A 21276-nucleotide genomic window follows, 5' to 3' on the forward strand; every position below is an offset into this window, starting at 1 on the left:
TCGGGTCGTCAATTCAAGCTGCCGGCTTAGTAACGGCGCGGGTTATCCGGACGTTCGTCGCGGTCGTTGCGCACGCCATCGCCATCGCGGTCGGCGTCACGGCGGTCCGGCACGCCATCGCGGTCGGAGTCGCGGCGCCCGTAACGCTCGTAGCGGTCTGGCACACCATCGCGGTCGCGGTCGCGGCCATGCTCATAGCGGTCCGGGATGCCGTCGCGGTCACGATCGCGGCCGGGCGCGTTCCAGCGCGACGGCTCCATGAACCAGCGGCCGTCGCGCTGCACCCAGCTAGGCTGCGAGTATACGTAGCCTGGGCGTTCGGCGACCCAGATGCCCGAGGTCCACTCGTAGCGGTTGCCGCGCCAGTTCCAGTAGCCGGGCTGCCACAGGTAGCCGTCACGCGAGCGTGGAATGCGCTCGTATCGTGGGGCCGGCGGTGCGATGCGGATGTCGTCGTAGCGCGCTTGCGCCATCGGCTGCCAGCCGCCGCTGCTCAGGCGGTAACCGCCGTCATCGCGAACCCACTCGTGCGAGTCGTACTGATAGCCGTTGCGCTCCGGCTCCCAGTGGCCGCCCAGCCATACGTGGCGGCCGCCGTCCCAGTTCCAGTAGCCTGGCGCCCAGACGTAGCCGCGGCGCGCCGCCGGGGCCGACTCGAAGCGTGGCGGCGGCGGTGCCGAGTTGATGACCAGGTTAAAGCCGGTCTGCGCCATCGATGGCAACGGCATCCAGGCTGCGGCGCCGAGCGTGATCATTGTTGCGAGGGTCAGTGCGCGTTTCATGTTTATCTCCGTTTAAAACCTATGATTCAATATATCAAGCTGAACCGTAGTCACGAAGAAATGAAGCAGTTGCTTACAACTGAAACAGGTTGCGCGAACTGGGCCTAGATGCGGCTGCCGGTGGCGCTGCCTTCCTTCGCCAGCCGGCGTTCGTCTTCCAGCGAACGCTGTTTTTCGACGGCGCTCATGCGCTTGGCCGCCACCGTTACCACCGCCATCGTCGACGGCGTCGCGATCATCGCCTGCGGCGCGCTTGCCGCTGCCATCGACGCGTCAGAACCCGTGCCGCATGCGGCCACGGCGACACCGAGGGCGACGACGAATACCGCTTCGAAGTTTTTCAGGATGTTCATGGTAGTTCCTTTCAGGGGTGGCGTTTCGATGGAGTCACTGTAGCCATTGGGCCGGCGCGGCGCCATGCGATTGCGACGAGCCGCAGGATCGGCGGCGCGACCTGCAAAAATCGGCGACCAACGACGTAACGGACGCAGCCTTTTCGCCTCCCTCCAAACCGCCGGGGTCAGCAAACCGCCGGGGTCAGCAAACCGCCGGGGTCAACCGCCGGGGTCGGTCAACCGCCGGGGTCAGTGCCGACATTCGGACACGGTCTCAGCGCTATAAGGAACGTCGGCCAGCGATCAACCCCTGGGGTCAGGATCAACCTCCGGGGTCAGTGCCGACATTCGGACACGGTCGCAGCATTTACGGGCGGTGTGCTTGATTGAAGGTCGAGTTCGTGTCTGAATGTCGGCACTGACCCCGGCGATATGGATGAGGTAGGGGACTTGGCCTTTCTGGCACCCTCCGCTAGGGCTGTGCAGGCGGCGTGCGCAGGTGCATACGCGGCCGCTACAGACGGGAAACCAATGTCAGGCCTGATCCGCAGACTCTTCAACTCAGCCGCCGCGCGCCGCATCGCCTGGCGACGCGCGCGCAATATGCATGCCGGCACGCGACCGGCGCAGCGGCGTTCCCGGCCTGCGCCGGTGGCAGCTTTTGCTGGCGCGTTCGCTCGGCCGCGCGGCCCGGTCGCGGTGCGCTGGATCGCCGCGGCCGGCGTCGCCGCCACGCTCGGCGGCGCCATCCTGATCGCCAGCCATGCGCGCAGCCTGGCCGGCGCCGCCGGCTCGGCCGACGGCGCCGGCGCCGTCGTCGCCTTCCAGCCTGCGCTGCCCGGCGCCGTCTTCGACGTTCCGCAGCAGGGCGGCATCACGCTGGCGCCGCACGACCGTGGCGCGCTGCTGGTGGTGGCCGGCATGCGCAGCGCGCCGGCACTGCGCATCGATTTGTGCAGCCAGATGGTGGGCCAGGGCGCACGCCTGCTGCCGGTGCGGATCGGCTACGGCTTTGACGACGTCGCCCGTTGGGTCGCACGCAACGACGGCGCCGCCAGTCCGGTCACGCTGCGCAACATCGCCCTGCGCGGGCAGGGCGACAGCGATATGCCGCAGGTGCAGGTCAGCGGCAACGCGACCGCCGATTTCGATCAGCCCTTGCAACTGCGCTGGGACAGCCGCGCCGACACCGTCAGCTGGATCGGCGACGCCGCCGGCGGAAAAGTCGAGCAGGGCGCGCACAACCAGGTAGCGCTGCGCCGCGACGGCTGGCTGGTGTGGCGCGCCGACGCCGCCATGCATATCCAGCGGCGCGCCAGTTCGGCCTGCCCGCAGGCCGGCGAACTGCTGGTGCAGGTCGTGCGCGCGACGCCCGGACCGTCGGCCGCACGCGCGCTGGTGACCGCTTACCCGGCCAGCGGTGCGCCGGCCATTGCATGGCTTGCCGCCGGCAGCTACCGGGTGCCGGCCGATAGCGGGCGCACTCTTGAAGACCAGGCGCTGTTCCAGCAGCTGCTCCAACGCGGCATGCTGCGCCTCGGCGCCGCTGGCCTGGCCGAGCTGGTGCCGCCGGACCTGGCGGCGTGGCGCGCCGCGCCGTTGCCCGAGCGCGCCGGCCAGCTGGCAAGCTGGGACCACGTCAAGCTCGACCAGGCCGACATCCGCCTGCTCAAGCGGCTGTACCGCATGGCCGACGGCGACTACGTGCGCGATCAGGTGCGCGTGTTTAATGGCGAGCGGCGCCTGCTGGCCTGGCGCAGTGCATCCGGTTCCGTGCGCGGCCAGTGGCAGGCCAGCGTTGGCGGTGCGCCCGCATCGACCACGGCGGCGATGCCGGTGGCGTCGGCGCGCCTGTTTGCCGGTGTCGAGCTGGGATGGGCGCCGTGGACCCGCATCGCCGCCTGGCCCGAGGCCGGCCCCGCCGCGCGCCTGTCGCTGGCCTTGCCGCAGCCGGCGCGCGGCGGCGAAACATTGGCGCTGATGCTGGTCGGGCGCGCCGGCGCGGTGCAGGGCGCGCTGCTGCGCGGCGATCCGCAGGGCGCCTGCAGCGGGCGCGCCTGTCCATCGCGCGATGCCGCCCAAGTCGTCACCCTCGAACTACTGCCCGGCGCGCGCAGCGTGACCATTGAAGTCGCTCCGCTCGACATGGCGGTGCTGGCGATGCCCGGCGACCAGCAGTACCGCCACCTGCGCGTGGCCGGCGGCCGGCTCGACTGGCAGGCTCTGACGCCACGGGCGGCAGCGGCCCGCCCGGCCGCCGCTGCCCAAGTGGCGCTGGAAGACCGCAACGGCGCCCCGCTGTGGCAAGGCGGCGCGCCAACCCAGGCCGCTCTCGACGCCGGGCTGGCGCCGCTGCTCGGCATCCGCGCCGAGCACGACGGCAGCGTCGCCGGCATGCTCGGCCGGCTGCTGCCGTCGGCGGACGGCTCGCCGCACGCGGCCAGGCTGACACTCGACCTGGCCTTGCAGTCGGCCAGCCAGGGCGCGCTCGATTGCATCGGCATGCGCCGCGGCCAGTGGAACGGCAAGACGTGCAGCGGCGGTCGTGCGCCGCCTGCAGGACGCCGCGCCGGCATCGTCATCCTCGACACCGAAAACGGCGACGTGCTCGCCGCCGCCGGCGCCGGCGGCGCCGCCGTCACCGCCGCCAACTGGAACGAAGTGCGCAACTTCGACCGCACCGACCCGGCCCGCAGCCCGCTGCGCCTGCCGGCCTTCCAGCACGACGGCGGCGCCCACTCCAGTCCCGGCTCGACCTTCAAGGTGATCAGCGCGCTCGGCCTCGAGCAGGCCGCGCGTCGCGATCCGCAGGTCGAAGCCTTGCTGGCGGGCCTGCCGCTGCCGGCGATTAACCGCATGGCGCGCGAAAAAGGCTTCGCCTTCCAGACCGATTCGCCGAGCTACCCAACCGCTACCCGGCTGGCGCACATTACCAACTACAAGGATCAGCAGCTGGACCGGCGCGCCCAGGACGGGCGGCTCGGCCTGGCGCAGGCGCTGACGTACAGCCTCAATACCTGGTTCGCCTGGTCGGGCGAATTGAGCGATCGCAGCTTGTTTGGCCGCGCCGATGGCGGCGCGCCGGACCTGCAGCCGCTCGAAGTGGGCGCGCTCGACGCCGTGCGGCCGATCGTCGGCATGGCGCACCGGCTCGGTTTTGGCAACGCGCTGCGGCTCGATGGCGGCCTGCTGCCGCCCGACTACAGCTGGTCGGCGTGGGATGCGCTGCAGGCGAGCGCCTCGCAGATCGACCCGATCCACACCCGCCACGAGCTGCGCCAGATGTCGATCGGCCTGCGCATGCAGGTCACGCCGCTGCAGATGGCGCTCGCCGCCGGCGCGGTCGGGCAGGGCAGATTGATCTCCCCGCGCCTGCTGCTGTCGCTCGATGGCCGCCAGGCGGCGTCCCCCGCTATGGCGCCAGTCGGCGTACGGCTCGACCGAATCCGCGCCGGCATGAAGGGCGTGGTCGACGTCGGCACCGCCGCCGGCGCCTTCCGCGGCGTGCGCCTGCAGCCGCTGCGGCGTGGCCTATCCGGCAAGACCGGCACCTCGCCGACCGGCCCGCGCGGCGATGCCGCCACCGTCTGGTTCACCGGCTGGCTGGAGCCTGGCAGCCTGCCAGGGCAGACCCACCGGCTGGCGGTGGCCGCCTTCGTCAGCCACTCGGAAACGACCGGCGGCGAGCACGCCGCACCGATTGTCGCCGCGGCGCTGGCCCCGAGCCTGGCGCAGAATACGGAACAGAGGGGTAAATAGGCGTTTGAAACGCGCCTGCACCGGCGCAGTTGTATGGCATGATTTTGCTATGCCCGCGCTGCGGCGGGCCGCCATCGACACGACGAGGAAAGGTATGCGCCTGCCGGGAACCCGGTATCAAGAGCACGGGTGGGAACAAGTGCGCAAATTGCTGGGACAATGCTCCCTGCCGGCGCTCGCCCAGCAGATGCCGGCGCGCCTGCTCGACCCGGACGGCGCGCAAGAGGCGCTGGGCGACTACATTGACCTGGCCGCGGGCGCCTTGCGCGCCGCGCGCCGCTCTTCGCGCGCGACCGCGCCCGGCAACAGCTACGGCGAAAGCGTGCTCGAACTGGCGCTTGGCCTGCTGTTCGAACTGCAGGCGCGCCCCGCCGACTGGACCGCGTTCGCCGCCGCCGTCGCCAACGAGCATGCCAGGATCGGCACCTTCTGGGAGCAGGCGGGCGGCGAAGCGATCCTGCGCAAGAAGGTCAACGACATGTACGCCGTCCTGCGCGACAAGGTCGATGCCGACAACTACCAGGCCGCGTGCGGGCGTAGCTGCAGCCCCAACAAGATCTATGCATACCGCATGCTCGACACGGCGTACGGCGACATCGCCCGCATCTTCGAGGGCTGGCAGCAGCACGGCGAGCAGCTTGGCGCTATCCTCGGCCGGCCGGTTGACGCGGCCGCCTCGCCGATCGAAGTGCGCCAGCTTAAATCGATCGGGCTGTGCAAGGCCGATTGGGTGATCCGCTGGAGCGAATCGCGTGAACGCTTTACAGGCGCCGCCGGGCCGCTGCACACGCGCTCCAAGCGATTCGCCAGCCTGAAAAACAGTCCGGATAAAATAGGCGCGATGCTCGCTGAAATCGACGAATACGAGGAACTGTCGGCCAACCGCGACGGCGACTGGCAGCAGGACACGATCGAAGCTGCCGCCTGGCTGGACGACCTGGCGCGCGTGTTCGACGAGTCGGAGCAGGCAGCCAGCACGGAGCCGGACCGCATCCTGCCCGCCGGCGACGACGAGGCCAATGAGGAGCGCGATGCGGAACCGGACCAGGACGATTGCATCGCCCTGATCGCAGTCGGAGTTTCACTGCCCCCCCGCTTCATGCAGTTGGCGAAACTGGCGCAGGACCGCGGCAGCTGGAGCGTGCAGGCGATGGCCGCCGATTCGCTGCCGGTGCGCCTTGCCGTGTACCTCAAGATGCTGGGATCGCAGGACGACAGCTACCCGGCCGAATGGCTCGATCCGGCTACCGGTGAGCTGCCCACCATGCAGCAACTGGCCACGCTGGACCAGATATCGCTGCCGACGCTGCGCAAACGGCGCGACGCCGCCATTGCCGGCCTGCTGGCGGCGGCACAACCGTCAAGGAGAATGATTTGAATACGACCGATGGCCTCGAGCGCAAACTGCGCGAGCAACTGCTGCTGGCACGCCGCGTCGAAGGCGACCGCCTGATGCTGGCCGACGACGTGCTTGGCGCCGCGCTGGACGGCAGCCGCCCGCTCACCCCGAACGAGCGCGCCGCGCTGGCGCTGTCGCCGCTGACGATGCGTCGCCTGCGCCAGATGACGATCGAGCGCGCGGCGCAAGCATGGACCGGCAGCGCCGGCATGCTGCGCGCCGCCTCGGGCAGCGGTCCGCTGGGCGAACTGGCCACCGACGACGGCCACTGGGCGCTGCATTTCCTGCCGCAGGGGGCCAGCTGGCAGGTCATTCTCAAACTGGCGGCCGACGCGCCGTTCGCGCCGCAGCTGATGCGCGAACAGCCGATGCTGCGCGTCGTCGACGGTGCCGGCGCCATCATTTTGCAGGGGCAGCTCGATGCCGATGGCGAGTGCGAGAATGCCTGGCCGTTCGGCACCGCGCCGGCGCCGCACTTCCAGCAAGCCGGCGCCGCCTTCGCGGTGCAACCTGTCAAGGCGGAACGACGGTGAAGAGCATCTTCAAATGGCCTGAGCGCGCCGCCGCGGTCGACCCGTCGGCGCTTGGCAAGGCTGTGGTGGCGATGCCGCTGCCCTCCGGCTGCGCCATACCGGCCGGCTGCGGCGCGGTCATCATCGACCGCGGCGGGCGCCCGCGCCGCGCGCCCGAAGGCAGCCGCCTGGCGCTTGGCGAAGGCGAAACCGCTTTCGCCTTCCATCCCGGTCCGTACGCTGCCGACCTGGTGCCGTTCGCCGCCGCGCCCGAAATTGGCCTGCGCGTCGCTTTCGCCGTCGACAGCCCCGATCCGCGCGTGGCGCAGCAGCGCTTCGACCTGTTCCTCGCCAGCGAGGCTGAAGGCGCGCTGGCACTCGGTTCGCTCGCCATGTCGATCGAGGCGGCGCTGCAGCGCGAACTGGCGCAGGGCAATCTCGACCTGCCGCCGTGCACGTCGCTGGCCGAATGGAACACCTTCCGCGCCGGCTTCAACCAGTTGCTGTACCTGCGCTTTGGCGTGACGGTCGAAGAATGCATACCGGTCGACCTGGGCGACGCAGTCGATTTCGCCCAGGTTCTGCTGGCGCGCGCGGTCGCCGAGGAGCCCGCGCTGATCGCCATGGCTGCGCCGGCGCCTGCACCCGCGCCATTGTCGGACGCGCGCGCGCTGCGCCGCCTGTTCCTGGAACTGCCGTGCGTGATGTGCGCCTTCCGCGCGGCGGTGCTGCCGCAGGGCCAGCAGCTGTTTCGCCGCCACCAGGACCTGCTGCGCCGCCTTGACCTGGTCAGCTTGTCCGTGGGGACGATGCCGGCGCTCGCACTGGCCGCGCCCGGCGTGCCGCTCGGGCCGCAGCAGCAAGAACGCAGGATCGGCCACAGCCGCCGCGCCGTCGAGTCGCTCGACGAGGCCTGGGCAATGCTGTCGCGCCTTCAGGTGGCGCAGGCCGCGCAGCTCGATGTGTTGTTCGGCGACGCCGAACGCATCATCGCCAATCTTGAATACGACACTGGCGAACGACGCCTGGCGCAAGCTGAAAGCGAGGCGCCATGATCGCTTTGCCCGACACAGCCTTTTGCCTCAGCATGCTGGCCGACGGCTCGCTGGTGACGGTGACGGCCACGCGCCGCGCGCGCGCCAACCGCGCCGACGTCAAGTGCAGCGCGGCCGGCGCGCCGGCGCTGGCCGAGCGCATGCTGCAGGTGGTGCGCCTGGCGCGCCACACCGAGCCGCGCTTCGACAGCCGCGACCAGGTCGTCGTCAGCATCGACCGCGCGCCGCCGGCCAGTGAACGCGACTGGGAACTGGCCGTCGTGCTGGCCGACCGCATGGTGCGCGGCGTCTTCCAGCCGGCCGCGCCGGTGCTGGCCAACGGCTGGTCCGACGCCTGGCAGCTGGGCCGCATCGCCGGCCACGACGTGGCCGGCGCGCCCGATCACGCGCTGCTGGGCGGACCGGAAGGACTGGCCCACCTCGGCATGCTGACCGGCCAGCCCGACCCGGCGGCCAGCGTGTCTTCGGCGCGCGCCTGGTTCCCGCTGCACAGCGGCGGCATCAACGACAGCTTGTGCTGGGTCGAGGTCAGCGTGTATCCGCTGGCGCGCGCGGACGGCGACGAGGAGGACGCGATCGCGGTGCCAGGCCTCGACCTGACGCAGCAGCTGGCGGTGCGCCGCGCGCTGGCCGGCGCGCGCCACTTCGACGCCCGCGGCCTTGGCCGCTGGAGGAGCGTGGTGCGCTTCGGTCAGCCGCGCTTCCAGGGCAACTCGTTCGAACTGGCGCTCGTCATGGCCGACCGCATCGCGCGCGGGCGCGAATTCCTGCCGCGCGGGCGCGTCATCGCCACCGGCTGTTCGGCCGCGTGGCACGCCGGCCGGGTCGACGCGGTCGACGGCTGCGAGCCGAAGTGCGCGTTGATGCTGCGCGCCGCGGTGGCGGGCGACCGCATCGTGCTGCCGGCGGCGTGGGAAAGCGCGCTGCCGGCCGGCTTCGCGCAAGCGGTGCTCGAGAAGGGCGCCAGCCTCGCCTGCGTCGAGCGCATCGGCATCATCTGAACCATGTAAAGCGCCTGCCCCTGCTAGAATCGAATCGGCCGGGGCACAAAAACGAACAAAAGCTGTGCCGATTGAATAACCAGGAGTTGGAATATGTTCCAGATGTTTGGATTTGGTGGCGTCACATGCCCGCGCTGTGAGCACAAGAATGCCGACGAATCGGGCTACTGCGCCCAGTGCGGCCTGACGCTCGGCGCGCCGCGCAACGAACCGGTGCTGCGCGAGAACCGCTGGATTCCCGCTCCCAACGAGTTCGCGGTGTTCTTCGGCGTGCGCCAGCTCTCCGGCCTGTTCGTCAAGACGCTGCGCGTGCCGGCCACCACCCGCGCGTATATCCTGCAGGGCGACAAGGCGACCGAAGTGCCGCAGGGCGAATACGAGATCGAAGGATTTTTCTCGCGCCTCAATCACCTGCTGCGCAACCAGCACGCCGAAATCCTGATTACCCGCAGCGCCGCGCTGCCGGTGCAGTTCGAGTTCGACGACCTGCAAACGGCCGAACACCTGACCATTTCGGCCGGCTTCACCGTCAACGTGCGCATCGAGCAGGTGCCGGCCTTTGCGCGCCACTTCATGACCTTGCCGGGCACCGTCACCACCGAGCACCTGCGCGAGCTGCTGGCGCCGTCGGTGCGCCAGCTGGCCGCCGAATTCGTCGCCGGGCAGTCGCTGCGCGACATGGCGCGCAATCCTGAACTGCGCGCCCAGCTCGACGAACGCCTGCAGGGCGCTCTGAAGATGCGCCTGGCCCAGTACGGCCTGGCGGTGGAGCAGGTCGACACGCTGGCGCTGCGCCATGAAAAATTTGATGCTCACCGCGAGCGCATCGGCACGCTGTGGCTGGTGGCCGACCAGCGCAACGTGCAGCTCGAACACGCCAAGCAGCTCGACCAGCTGTACGACGACGCCGAGTGGCAGCGCATGCGCCGCGAGGAACAGGAAGGGCGCATCCGCTACCGCCAGGCCGAACTGCGCCATGACGAGACGATCGAACGCGCCGAACTGTCGCTGCAAAGCTCGGAGCGCGTGCAGGCGATCCGCGCGCGCGAAATCGACCTGTACGGACGCATCGTCGATTCGAAGAACCGCAAGGAAGCGCTCGACCGCGGCGCCGGCGACGTGCTGGCCGAACTCGAACACGAGCTGGCCAAGAAGGATGCGGCGCGCGGCGACGAGTCGGCCGAGTGGGCGCACCTGCGCCACATCGCCCGGATCCGCATGCGCACCGAACTCGAAATCTCGCAGCAGCAGTCGGCCGAAGCGCGCCAGCTGGCGCAGCAGCGCTTTTCGCACCAGCTGCTGCAGCAGCAGATCGCCAACAAGGTCGCCCAGGCGATGCTGATCGAAGACGAAACGCGCAAGCGCGCCGAGCTGGCGCGCCTGCACGGCGTCGGCCAGGCAGCGGCAAAGCGCCAGTCGGACATCGAAGCGGAACAACACACCAACAAGTGGCAGGCGCTCGCGCTGGTCAATGCCGCGCACAAGCGCGAGGCGGAGCGGATGCAGGAGTGGGAAGACCAGGTCGCGCTCGAACGCCAGCGCGAGCTGCTGCGCGGCGGCTCGCTGCTGGCGGAGGAAGCGAACCAGAAGCTCGAGGCGATGCGGCGCGAAGGCGCCCAGGCCGAATCGATCGCCCAGTACGAAAAACTGCTGCGCACCATCGACGCCGACGGCACTGCCTCGCGCCAGGCACAGCAACTGGCGCTGGAAGCGGAAGACGCGCGCCACAATCACAAGCGCCAGACGCAGGAAGCCGAATGGCAGCAGGACTTGCGGCGCCTGGAACTGGAGCGCGACGAGAAATTCGCGCACCTGGCCCATCAGGCCGACATGGCGCGTATCGAAATCGCTCGCGTCGAAACGATTGGCGCCATGAGCGACACGGCCAAGGTGGCGCTGGCGGCGGCGCCCAACGCGGCGGCGCTGGCCGACTATATGAAAACCCAGGTGCATGCCGGCATGAGCCCGCAGCAGCTCTCCGCGCTGGCCGGCGTGGCGAGCGCGACCAACAGCGTCAGCGCACAGGACGCCGCGCGCATGGCGCAGGAACACGGCCAGCAGGAACGCGCTCGCCGCGACGCCGAGGTCGACAAGGATCGGCGCCACCAGCTCGACATGCTGAACCTGCAAAATGACGTCAACAAGGCGGCGCTGGCGTCGCAGTCGGCGCTTGGCATCGGCGTGGCGCAAGCGACGCGTGCGCCGGCGGTACGCTATTGCGCCAACGGCCACGCGGCGCAACCGGGCGACCGCTTTTGCGCGACGTGCGGCGCGGCCCTTCAACCTTGACCGGAAAGATGCAGACAGCAAGAGACAAGATCCGCGAACTGCGGGCCCTGCATGAAGACGGGCTGTTAAGCCAGCAGGAATTCGACAGCCGCAAAAACGCCATCCTGGATGCGGAGTACGCGCCGCCGGGAGGCGTCAGTGCGTCGCCGCCGGTGCGGCAGGGGACCGAGATCGGCCTGATGGCCGGCCAGGAAATCGGCCCGCAAAACCGCCGCTACAAGCTCGAACGGCTGATCGCCCAGGGCGGCATGGGCCAGGTGTGGCAGGCGCTCGACCTGGCCACCCAGGCCGAACTCGGTCACAGCGCCTGCGTTGCGATCAAGATCCTGCCGCCGCAGCTGACCATGAGCCCTACGCACGCCAAGCTGCTGATCGAGGAAGCGACCCAGGCACGCCGGCTGGCGCACGAACACATCGTGCGCGTCTACGAGTGGGCGCAGGATCCGGCCACGGCGAGCTACTTCATCATCATGGAATGCCTGGAAGGCGAAGACCTCGACAGCCTGCTGGCGCGCGAAGGCCCGTTTACCCTCGAACGCGCGGCGCAGCTGCTGGCGCCGATCGCGGAGGCGCTGCTGTACGCGTGGGACAAGCACCGCCTGGTGCACCGCGATATCAAGCCTGGCAATGTGTTTGTCACCAAGAAGGGGGAAATCAAGCTGCTCGACTTCGGCATAGCCGCGCGCGCGCGTTCGAGCGCGAGCAGCATCGGCCTGGAGGCACCGGCCAATTCCGGCACCGCCGGCTACCGCGCGCCGGAAGCCGGCGCCCACCAGGGCGAGCCGTCGCGCGCGCTCGACGTGTTTGCGGTGGCGGTGATGATTTACCAGATGGTCGAAGGGCGCATGCCCTTCGACGGCGTCCGAACGGCGGCGCATCAACCGTCGCAGCCAGCCGCGCTGACCGGTTGGCAGTGGAAGGTGCTGCGAAACGGCTTTGCGCTCGATCCGGCGCAGCGTCCCGCCACGGTGGCCGAGTTGCTCGACCAGCTGATGCATGCAAAGGGGCCGACGCCGCAGGAGATCTCCGCGCGCGAGGCAGCCGAGCACGCGGAAGAAAAGCAACGCCAGCAGCAGCTGGACACCCAGCGCAAGGCCAACGCCGAAGCGGCCGCCGCGGCGCAGCTGATCCGCGACCGCCAGCGGCGCGAAAAAGAGAAGGCCGACCGCGCCGAGGCCGAAGTAGCCAAGCGCAAACGCAAGGATGCGCTGCGGCTGCAGCTGCTGGAAAGGCGCGCGGCCGACGCCGAAAAGGCGCGGCTCGAAAACGAGGAGCAGCAGCGCCAGGCACTGCAGGCCAAGGCCGCCGCCGCGTATCGCGCCGAGCAGCAGCGTGCACGCGCAGCAATCGCAGCGCGCACTGAAGCCGAACTGGCGGCGCTGCTGCCAAGTGCGAACAGTCCGGTGGCCGACGCAGAAGGCGTGCTGCGCGACCGCTATCGCGACGGCACGGGCACCGGGCCTGACCTGGTGCTGATTCCGACCGGGCGCTTTCAAATGGGTTCGCCCGAGCACGAGCGCAAGAAGGCGATGGAGGCCGGCTCGCAAAAGCAGTGGCTCGACCGCGAGACGCCGCAGCACTGGGTCGGCATCGAGCAGCCGATCGCGATGGGACGCTATCCTGTGACGGTGCGCCAGTGGCGCGAGTTCGTCGAAGCGACCGGCTGGCAGCCGCAGGGACAATTCAACTGGGCCGCGCCGGGGTTTGCTCAGGCCGACGATCATCCGGTGGTAGGGGTGAGCTGGCACGACGCGCAGCTGTACCTGCGCTGGCTGACGACGATGACCGGCCAGGTGTACCGGCTGCCGAACGAAGCGGAGTGGGAGTACGCCTGCCGCGCTGGCACCAAGACGGCGTTCTACTTCGGCGACACCATCAGCACCGACCTGGCCAACTACGACGGCAACTACAGCTACAACGGCAGTCCGAAGGGCGTCTACCGGCAGGGCACCAGCCGGGTCGGCGAGTTCCCGCCCAATCCGTGGGGGCTGTACGACATGCACGGCAATGTGTGGGAGTGGATGCAGGACGTGGTGCACGATAACTACGATGGCGCGCCGAACACCGGCCGCGCGTGGGAAGACGGCGGCGACCAGGTGCGCCGCATTCTGCGCGGCGGCTCGTGGCTGTACAACCCACGCTACCTGCGCTCGGCGCTGCGCAACGGGTTCTCGGCGGCGCTCGGTAACGACATTGTCGGCTTCCGCGTGGCGCGCAACCTGATTTAGAACGCTGAATAAGACCTCTTACTCGCTCTACGAGCAACAAGCCGTACACTGCGATTCCGATCGCCCGCTATCGGCTAAAAGCGGATTTTCGTAAACCGGTAGCAACACCAGGAATAGAGCGTCCACTGTTGACGGTACAGCTCACTGATCAGAGGTGGCAGGGGATCCCGCCCGTACGGGAAGTCATTTCTGCCAGTGGCAGAAATGACGGATCTGGGATTAGTGGCGTAATTTAGCGGTAACGATCACCGGAAGGAAAACATGGCCATTTCGACTCTCTTCAAAGCGCACGACAAGGATCTTGGCGGCGGCTTTTTCGTGCGCCGCGTGCTGCCGGCCGCTGCCAAACAGGCGGTCGGACCGTTCCTGTTCTTCGACCATTTCGGTCCGGTCGATGCGCCGCCGGACGCCAACCACGACGTGCGGCCGCACCCGCACATCGGCCTGGCCACCGTCACGTATCTGTACGAGGGCGCCATCCTCCACCGCGACAGTCTCGGCTCGGTGCAGCGCATCGAGCCTGGCGCGATCAACTGGATGACGGCCGGCAGCGGCATCGTCCACTCCGAACGGGTGCCCCCCGACCTGGTTGGCAAGCCGCGCCGCAGCCACGGCCTGCAGCTGTGGGCTGCGCTGCCGCGCGAGCATGAAGAGGTCGACCCGGCCTTCATCCACACGCCGGCCGACGCCATTCCGGTGGCGTCGTTTGCCGGCGGCGACGCGCGCGTGCTGATCGGCAGCGCCTTCGGCCTGACGTCACCCGTGGCGACCTACATGGAGACGTTGTATCTGGATATCCGGCTCGACGCCGGCGCCGAACTGATCCTTGCCGATCTGCCGGAAGAGGCCGCCATCTACCCGGTCAGCGGCGAACTGACGATCGACGGCGAGCCTTTGGCGCCGGGCACCATGGCCTACCTGGAACCGGGCACCGGTGCGTCCATCCGCGCCGCGACGGGAGTACAATTTGTCGTGATTGGCGGCGCGCCGCTCGACGGTCATCGCTTTGTGTTCTGGAATTTTGTGTCGTCGAGCAAGGAGCGCCTGGTGCAGGCGGCGCAGGACTGGGAACAGCAGCGCTACGCAGCCGTGCCGGGCGAAACCGAATGGATTCCGCTGCCACGGCCGCTGCGCTGATTCATCGCCAACGCGCAGTGCTACTCGACTGGCTATGCTGGAAAGGAAGCATCGTGAAAATCCCTGAAGGAATCAAGATCCCGCTGATCGTCTTTTCGCTCGAAGCGGCGCTGCTGGCCGGCGCCGGCCTGGTCTTCCTGGTGCTGATAGCGCACTAGTGCATCAGGCTTTTTTCTTGCGCGCGGTACGCTTCGACGTGGCGAGCACTGGCTCTTTGCGCTCGATGTAGCGCTGCGCCGGAATGCGCTTGACCGATTCGCCGATGACGTCGAGCGCGGCGTCGTCCTGATGCTTGAAGCGCACGCACGCCTTGCCCATGTCCAGCTTCTTCTTGCCGGACGCGGCCCAGGCGTCGCGGAACCATTGCACGTCGCCGTTTTCCTCGTCGCCGATGCAGCCGTCGTACAGGCCCATCAAATATGCCGACACGTAATTTTTCTGCGACGCGATGGCGGCGAACGGCAGCGGCATTTTTGGATTGCAGTGGTAGCCGGCCGGATACACGCTGTGCGGGATCGAGTAGCCGATCATGCCGAACGCCATCGACTCGGCATAGCTGTCATCGAGATTGTCGAGGATGACTTTGCGCACCGCCTCGATGGTGGCGCGGCGCTCTTCAGGCAGTTCGGCGAGGTAGGCGTCAACAGTGGTGGCGCTCGATGGCATTCGGTATTGCTTCGGGGAGGGGGCGAACGCTGATTCTATGTGTCATGCGTGCAATACGCAATCACGGTATTACGCGGTATGCATGTCCTGCGACAGGGCCTGTTGCAACTGGCCGGCGCGGCTGCGGATAATCCAGCATTCCGGATACGGATCGCTGGCAAAGCGGGTGTGGCGCGGGAACTGGCACAGCTTTTCCAGCGTCGAAGCCGGCGTCAGTGCCGTTTCCACGCCGGTGACCGGATCGAGGTGCCAGAAACCGTCATGCTGGTGAAACAGCAGCGGCATCACAGCGGCGCGCGGTTCGCGCGGAAACGCCGGCAGCGGGAAGCCCGGATGGCGGCCCGGCTCGAGGAAATAGAAACACTCGGCAAACTCGCCCTGGTCGATGCGGTGCAGGATCACGCCGTGCGGCGGCAGCGCCGTCACGGCGAGCACGACGATGCCCTTGATGCTCGCCGACAGCTCGATGCGCATGCCCAAGCGCAGCGGCACCGGCTTGTTCTTGCCTGGCCACACGCCGTCGAGCAGCACGCCATAGCGCGACACGTCTTCGATTTCAAATCCGCGGCTGCCGCGGCGGATGACGGCGTGGCGGCCCGACAGGCGGCGCGTCAGGCCGCTGCGGTCCTGGCCGTCGTCGCCGAAGTGGGCCAGCAGCACGTCGCTTTCCGGATCGTATTGTTCCCAGCGGCCCAGGACGCATTCGCCGAGCGCAAACAGGCGCACCTGGCGCTGGGCGCCGGCTTCCGGCGCCGCGTTGACCAGGCAGGCGCTGCTGCTCGGATGCGGGTGCGGTTCAGCCTGCGCCGGCGCGTCGATCTCGATCAGGTCTTCGTCCCACGCAATGGTCGAAAAGCCCATGTCGACCTTGCCAGCGCCGTCGAGGTTCAGGTGCGTGATCGACGCATTGCGCGCGGTCACGTCAATATCGAGGCGGCCGCCGCCGGTGTGGGCGTTGACCTTGGCGATCGAAGCGTCGTCCGCCATCACACGCACGTTTTTGTGGGTCGACAGGAATGTCTGGTGAATTTCGGTCAGGGTGGCGTCTGCCCGGGGCACCAGGATGACCATCGTGCAGGCCCAGCGGCTCGCGGCGCGGCCGTCGGCTTCGCTGTCTAGCTCGACATCGATCTGGTATTGGCCGTGCTCTTTTTCGCGCGAGGAGAATTCGATGAACACCGGTCGCCAGTCGCCGCGCAGGGTGCGCGCGAACGAGTGGCGCGAGCCGCCCTGGGCGATCAGCGCCGAACGCAGCTGCATTTTTACCAGCGGCGCGGCGCCGGCCGGCATGCCGCGCAACTCCACCTTGATTGCCTGGCGCCCGCCGGCCGCACGCGGATCGAAGCCGCTGACGTGCAGGTGAGGGCGCTGCAGCATCGGCGCAACTTGCGGTTGCATCGCGTGGGCGTGGCTATCCGCCGGCCCGCTCGGTGCGGGACGGGCGCTGCGCCGCCCACTGATCAAGTCGAAACTTGTCGGCTGCGGCGCTCGCTGCGCATGTCCACTGGCGCAAGATGTGGCCCCGTCCATCACCCATAACGTGCAGTGTGGATGGTCGGGGTTGCTACATTTTTTCATCGTATGGTTGGAGTAACGAATATCCGAAAGCTTACGCCAGTTTATATTTATTCCGGCAATGCAATTGCTGCAGAGTGTAACATTTTTGCCGCAAGGAATCTAAATTGTTCGTAGGTCAAGCATATGTGTCGTCGGCGACATCTTGATCGGCAATCGGGCGCAATACAATGGCGGTCAGATTGTCGATGTGCAACGCCGGCGGCGGCCGAGTCGTCATTTCGTCGAACAGCCGGTCGGCCATCGCGCGCGCGTTGTTGTCGCGCGCCAGCAGCGCCGGCCAGCGGCTGATCCACAGGTGCGGCTGCGCGCACGCCCAGAAGCCGTCCGTCGCTAATATATACACCGCGTCCGGCCGCAGGGTGATCGCGCGGCGGTCGGGCAGTTGGCGCAGGAAAGGCGGCAGCGTGTGCGTGGAAAGTTCGAACAGCTCGTCGCTCAGCCGGGCAGGATCGGCGAACGCGTTGCCAAGGATGAAAGCTTGCGCGATTTGCGAGCGGTGCTCGCCATGCACCTGCTGCCACCATTCTTTCTGGTCGAGCACGCCGGCCATCGCAAACGCAGTCGCCGGCACATGGTCGACCGTCATCGGCAACACGCGCTCCGCGCTAACTTCATACAGGCGCGAATCGCCGACGTGGTACAGCAGCGGCGCCTGGCCGGGTGCAATTTCCAGCAGCGTGAGCGTGGTGCCGGGGCGCTTGGCAGCGTCGCCGCCGGCAAACTCCACCTGCAGCCGCGCGTGCAGGGCGTCCAGATGGGCGGCAAGTGCCGCGATATCGGTGCAGGGAGGGATCGTCAGCAGGCCGGCAACGACGGCTTCGGCCGCCTCGCGTCCGTGGCCGTGGCCGCCCATGCCGTCGAGCACTGCCAGCCGGACATGCCCGCCGCGCCAGCCGGCAACCTTTTCTTGCTGTGGTTGCTGATCGCGCATGAAGGCGGCGCGGCCGTCGCCGTCGATCATCAGGAAATTATCCTGGTTCTCCAGGTGCAGGGCCGGGTTGGCGCCGGCGCTGGTGCGCGCCGCGATATCGAGGTAAGGGCCGAACTGCAGGCGGTCGAGCTTTGGATTCATCGGACAAGGAAACAGTCAGAATAGCAATCCAGACAGCTTACAGGGAAGCGCTGTTTTCGAAGCGACGATTAGAGCGGTTTTTCCCGCTTGCCCGTCACCAGCGCGATGGCGTTGACAATCACGCAAGAACCGGCGACCGTGAACGCTGCCTGGACACCGAAGTGGTCGGCCAGCCGGCCCCACACGAGGCTGCCGACGGTGTAGCCGGCGGCCATGACGAACAGGTAGATCGACAAGGTGCGCGCGCGTATGTGCGACGGAAACGACGACTGCGCCGCGGCGTTGAGGGTGGAAACCGTGGCCGACCACGCCATGCCGCCCAGCATGATCAGCGGCACAAGCACCAGCAGCGAGCGGGCGAACGACATGACCATCAGCATCGCGCCGTACACCAGCAGCGCGCCGGCCAGCAGGCGCGTCTTGTCGAAGCGGGTGCGCAGGCTCGGCAGGATGAAGGCGGCGATCACCGCGCCGGCGCCGAGGCTGCCCATCAGCGTGCCGAACACGCTCGAATTCATGTGCAGCACGTCGCGCACGAAGATTGGCAACAGTGCGGCGAAGGCGATGGTGGCGAAAAACACGGTGCAGACGTTGACCAGGATGTTGCGGTAGCGGCTGCAGCCGAGCGCGCAGGACACGCCGGCTTTCAGGCTGTCGATGAAGCTGGTGGTGGTGACCGTGCTCGGCAAGCGCTCCTGCCACCAGGCCCAGTAGACGCTGAGCAAGGCGACGAAGGAAATCGCGTTGACCAGAAACAGCGCGCCGGCGCCGATCCAGTTGAACAGCACGCCGCCCAGCGCCGGCCCGACGATCGCGGCGACGTTGTAGCTGAGGTTGTTGAGCGTGGCCGCCGCCTCGACCTCATCAGGATCGACCAGGCCGGACATCGATGCCTGCCAGGCCGGCCACATGAAGGCTGAACCCGCCCCGAGGCAAAAGGTAATTGCCAGCACCGGCCCCGCCGACGCGTGGCCGGTGATCACCAGCGCGGCCAAGGTGCAGGCGCACAAGGCCATGAACAGGTTGCAGAAAAACAGGAACTTTGGCCGGTTCACCGCATCGGCGACGACGCCGGCGAACAGGGCGAACAGGAAAATCGGCACATACGTGGCGGTCTGGACCAGCGTGGTGGTGGAGGCAGAGTGCGCCAGCGACGCAATCAGCCAGGCCGAGGCAAACGTTTGTGTCCAGGTGCCAAGGTTGGAGATGAGGTTGGCTGTCCACAGGCGCCGATAGCGGGCGTGCCGAAGCGGCTTCGACAATGGCACCTTCTGGCGCAAGGGCTGCGCCGGCAGCGGGAGGGACTTGGACATGGTGAAACCAGTCTACGGGTCTAAGGTGCCGTAGGTCAACATACTGACCAGCTTTAGCCCGGGAGATATGCTATTTTCGTGGTATTGCCAACGTGACGAAGTGATAAACATGCAGATCCGGCCGATTGAAGACAACGATGTGCCGCAAGCGGCGCGCTTGCTGAGGGACCTGTCGATCGAATTCATCGTGCAAGAATCCACGCCGGAAGGCGCCGCAACCTTTTTGCGCGAGAATGACGCCGAGGCGATCCGGCGTTATATCGAGATCGGGCATGTGTACCACGTTGCCGAATCGGGTGGCGAGATCGCCGGCTTTATCGGCGTGCGCGACCGCTCGCACTTGTTTCACATGTTCGTATGCGCGAAGTGGCAGGGGCAGGGCGTGGCGCGCAAGCTGTGGGAAGTGGCGCGCTCTGTGGCGATCGAAAGCGGCGGCGGTGGCACTTTCACCGTCAATTCGTCGAATTTCGCATTGCCGGTGTACGAAGCCATGGGATTTGTGCGTACGGCGCCGATGCAGTGCCTGAAGGGCATATATTTCAATCCAATGCGATTGAACGCCAACGGCGCTTCTCAATGAAAAGAATATTTCGAACGATCCTGTTATTTTTGCTGCCGTATCGTGGAACGCGGGTGTTATCGAACTGGCGGGCAGGATCCACACTCCGACCGGTGCCGCGCCGAGTTGGTGCGTTTGATGAATACAAACTGGGGGCAGTGGCGGATTGCGCTTGACCGTTCACCTGCAATCGATATTCTTGAGTTGCTGCCGTCTTCCTGTTTTAAGTAGCGTGTACGTTGCCACGCATGATTTAATGGCCGGATCGAGCTCGATCATGAGCAGCGCGGTTGTCCCCAAATACGAACAACCGAGCCAATACCTCTCTGTAGTGGGAGAAGGCATTCTCCAACTAACGTGTTCTTCACGTTTGGCTTTTCTTATCGCATCGGGCTTCTGCGAGCCGTACTCGGTGCCAATTACTATGTAGATCCCCGCCTGGTCCAGCGGTCTTTCCCCAGACTTGGCAACGACAGACCAAGCCGCGTTCGGCACCGCGACTGTGGGCGTCTCCGTGATCGATCCCGGACATTCTATTGCCGCCGCTTGGGCCGCTATCGGCGTGACCGCCAGAATCGATGCAATTGCGACTGTAATTGGTCTTATTCGCATGGGCCTTTACTCAATGACATAAAAAGTATCGCCGTCGTTACTTCGGCGCGTGCCTTTGGGACGATTGAACGCTATCGAACGTTCCTTCACTTCACCTTGGTCTTTCCATTGATCCAGTACCACCATTCGCGCGACATTGTGCTGTAGGTAGATCGCCGCATGCTTTCCCTTGTCGTCGACGGGATAGCGCTTTCGGGAATCGAAAGTCGCTATTGCGGTGTCGCGCAATATCTCGCCGGGTTTGGCGTCTGCGATTTTCGTCCCCATTGTCCACGAGGGCGTGCCTGGCGCGTCTGTCGCTTGACGAACAAATTCCACGCACTCGCAATTTCCTTTGTCGTTGACGTATTTGCCCTTTCCAAATACCTCTTTTTCGGGAACTTTCAGCCTGTAGCTCATGTTGGAATACCTCGATCATGGATCTGGTGAACACACCGATTTTAGAAGCTTGATCAATCGAGGCCAACTAGCAATATTGACAGCTTCCATGTTCAGGTGCCGACGTCTGGAAACAGCCCCATCATTTAGCGTGGCGCGCCTCATCGGCCCGCCGCAACCACAAGCTGCTCACCCAGCCGGTTACCGGCCTGCCGCCGACCTTGGTGTTCACTTCCCACCAGTCGCCTTCGCGCGCGCCGGTCGCGGTGACGGTGGCGCCAACCGGTACAACGGTGACGCGTCGCGCACCGATGCCGCTGGCGGAACGCAGGTTCAAGTCCTCGAATACCTGGTAGCTTCGCTGCGCCGAAAGCGGGACCGGCCGGAGCGCCGCGATGCCCGCGGCAACGGGAGTAGCCGCCATCGCCGGCTTCGGCGCCAGCCAAAGCAGCATGCTGCCAATGCCCCAGGTGCCGATCACCAAGACCGCCAGCGCCCGCGCATTCGGCCGCTGCCACCAGCGCGCCGGCGTCAGGAACGCCGCCAGCACCAGCGTCAGCACCAGCCCGATGACGAACGCCCCGATCATGATCGCCATGCC

Annotated in this window: 18 protein-coding genes; 9 read left to right on the plus strand and 9 right to left on the minus strand. The window is 67.0% G+C overall.

All coding sequences use genetic code 11. From position 1 onward, the window contains the following. Window positions 1–26 precede the first annotated feature (26 nt). Both ACP7DD_RS20920 and ACP7DD_RS20925 read right to left on the minus strand, forming a co-directional pair. Window positions 27–782 carry a hypothetical protein gene (locus ACP7DD_RS20920; RefSeq protein WP_426176766.1) on the minus strand — a complete coding sequence of 252 codons (756 nt, stop codon included), beginning with the start codon at window positions 780–782 and terminating at the stop codon, window positions 27–29. Between the two features lie 104 nt (window positions 783–886). After that, the gene (locus tag ACP7DD_RS20925; RefSeq protein ID WP_426176767.1) at window positions 887–1135 is read right to left on the minus strand and encodes a hypothetical protein; all 249 of its coding nucleotides are present in this window, start codon (window positions 1133–1135) and stop codon (window positions 887–889) included. Between the two features lie 633 nt (window positions 1136–1768). Here ACP7DD_RS20925 and ACP7DD_RS20930 point away from each other — a divergent pair. The 8 genes from ACP7DD_RS20930 to ACP7DD_RS20965 all read left to right on the plus strand — a co-directional run bounded on the left by ACP7DD_RS20930 (window position 1769) and on the right by ACP7DD_RS20965 (window position 14497). Further along, window positions 1769–4876 carry a penicillin-binding transpeptidase domain-containing protein gene (locus ACP7DD_RS20930; protein WP_426176768.1) on the plus strand — a complete coding sequence of 1036 codons (3108 nt, stop codon included), beginning with the start codon at window positions 1769–1771 and terminating at the stop codon, window positions 4874–4876. 139 nt (window positions 4877–5015) lie between these two features. Next, on the plus strand, window positions 5016–6254 hold the full coding sequence (locus ACP7DD_RS20935) for a hypothetical protein (RefSeq protein ID WP_426176769.1): 1239 nt from the start codon (window positions 5016–5018) through the stop codon (window positions 6252–6254). Continuing rightward, window positions 6251–6808, plus strand: coding sequence for a hypothetical protein (locus tag ACP7DD_RS20940; RefSeq protein ID WP_426176770.1), 558 nt, complete (start codon window positions 6251–6253; stop codon window positions 6806–6808). The genes ACP7DD_RS20935 and ACP7DD_RS20940 overlap by 4 nt, the downstream gene beginning before the upstream one ends. Further along, window positions 6805–7842 carry a hypothetical protein gene (locus ACP7DD_RS20945; protein WP_426176771.1) on the plus strand — a complete coding sequence of 346 codons (1038 nt, stop codon included), beginning with the start codon at window positions 6805–6807 and terminating at the stop codon, window positions 7840–7842. Before ACP7DD_RS20940 ends, ACP7DD_RS20945 begins: the two co-directional genes overlap by 4 nt. Continuing rightward, window positions 7839–8843, plus strand: coding sequence for a hypothetical protein (locus ACP7DD_RS20950; RefSeq protein WP_426176772.1), 1005 nt, complete (start codon window positions 7839–7841; stop codon window positions 8841–8843). Before ACP7DD_RS20945 ends, ACP7DD_RS20950 begins: the two co-directional genes overlap by 4 nt. A 93-nt stretch (window positions 8844–8936) precedes the next feature. Continuing rightward, window positions 8937–11132 carry an SPFH domain-containing protein gene (locus tag ACP7DD_RS20955; RefSeq protein WP_426176773.1) on the plus strand — a complete coding sequence of 732 codons (2196 nt, stop codon included), beginning with the start codon at window positions 8937–8939 and terminating at the stop codon, window positions 11130–11132. An 8-nt stretch (window positions 11133–11140) separates the two neighbouring features. Further along, window positions 11141–13360, plus strand: coding sequence for a bifunctional serine/threonine-protein kinase/formylglycine-generating enzyme family protein (locus ACP7DD_RS20960; RefSeq protein WP_426176774.1), 2220 nt, complete (start codon window positions 11141–11143; stop codon window positions 13358–13360). 261 nt (window positions 13361–13621) lie between these two features. Then, the gene (locus ACP7DD_RS20965; RefSeq protein ID WP_426176775.1) at window positions 13622–14497 is read left to right on the plus strand and encodes a pirin family protein; all 876 of its coding nucleotides are present in this window, start codon (window positions 13622–13624) and stop codon (window positions 14495–14497) included. A gap of 162 nt (window positions 14498–14659) precedes the next feature. Here ACP7DD_RS20965 and ACP7DD_RS20970 read toward each other — a convergent pair whose 3' ends face one another. The 4 genes from ACP7DD_RS20970 to ACP7DD_RS20985 all read right to left on the minus strand — a co-directional run bounded on the left by ACP7DD_RS20970 (window position 14660) and on the right by ACP7DD_RS20985 (window position 19126). Then, window positions 14660–15163, minus strand: coding sequence for a DUF1801 domain-containing protein (locus tag ACP7DD_RS20970; protein WP_426176776.1), 504 nt, complete (start codon window positions 15161–15163; stop codon window positions 14660–14662). A 69-nt stretch (window positions 15164–15232) separates the two neighbouring features. Continuing rightward, complete coding sequence (locus tag ACP7DD_RS20975) at window positions 15233–16561, minus strand: FHA domain-containing protein (RefSeq protein WP_426176777.1); 1329 nt, start codon at window positions 16559–16561, stop codon at window positions 15233–15235. A 295-nt stretch (window positions 16562–16856) separates the two neighbouring features. After that, the gene (locus tag ACP7DD_RS20980) at window positions 16857–17813 is read right to left on the minus strand and encodes a PP2C family protein-serine/threonine phosphatase (protein ID WP_426176778.1); all 957 of its coding nucleotides are present in this window, start codon (window positions 17811–17813) and stop codon (window positions 16857–16859) included. A gap of 68 nt (window positions 17814–17881) precedes the next feature. After that, entirely contained in the window at window positions 17882–19126 is a 1245-nt protein-coding gene (locus tag ACP7DD_RS20985) for an MFS transporter (protein WP_426176779.1), read from the minus strand. Between the two features lie 109 nt (window positions 19127–19235). On the opposite strand from ACP7DD_RS20985, the gene ACP7DD_RS20990 reads away from it, so the two are divergent. After that, complete coding sequence (locus ACP7DD_RS20990) at window positions 19236–19706, plus strand: GNAT family N-acetyltransferase (RefSeq protein WP_426176780.1); 471 nt, start codon at window positions 19236–19238, stop codon at window positions 19704–19706. 159 nt (window positions 19707–19865) lie between these two features. Here ACP7DD_RS20990 and ACP7DD_RS20995 read toward each other — a convergent pair whose 3' ends face one another. The 3 genes from ACP7DD_RS20995 to ACP7DD_RS21005 form a co-directional block, all read right to left on the minus strand. After that, complete coding sequence (locus ACP7DD_RS20995; protein WP_426176781.1) at window positions 19866–20297, minus strand: STY0301 family protein; 432 nt, start codon at window positions 20295–20297, stop codon at window positions 19866–19868. A 6-nt stretch (window positions 20298–20303) separates the two neighbouring features. Continuing rightward, window positions 20304–20696 (minus strand): BPSL0067 family protein, encoded by a 393-nt coding sequence (locus tag ACP7DD_RS21000; protein ID WP_426176782.1) that lies wholly within the window; start codon window positions 20694–20696, stop codon window positions 20304–20306. A gap of 121 nt (window positions 20697–20817) precedes the next feature. Continuing rightward, complete coding sequence (locus tag ACP7DD_RS21005; protein ID WP_426176783.1) at window positions 20818–21273, minus strand: SH3 domain-containing protein; 456 nt, start codon at window positions 21271–21273, stop codon at window positions 20818–20820. Between the last annotated feature and the right edge of the window lie 3 nt (window positions 21274–21276).

The organism is Massilia sp. TWR1-2-2, from assembly GCF_049897565.1.
Lineage (GTDB): Bacteria > Pseudomonadota > Gammaproteobacteria > Burkholderiales > Burkholderiaceae_D > JAFCUW01.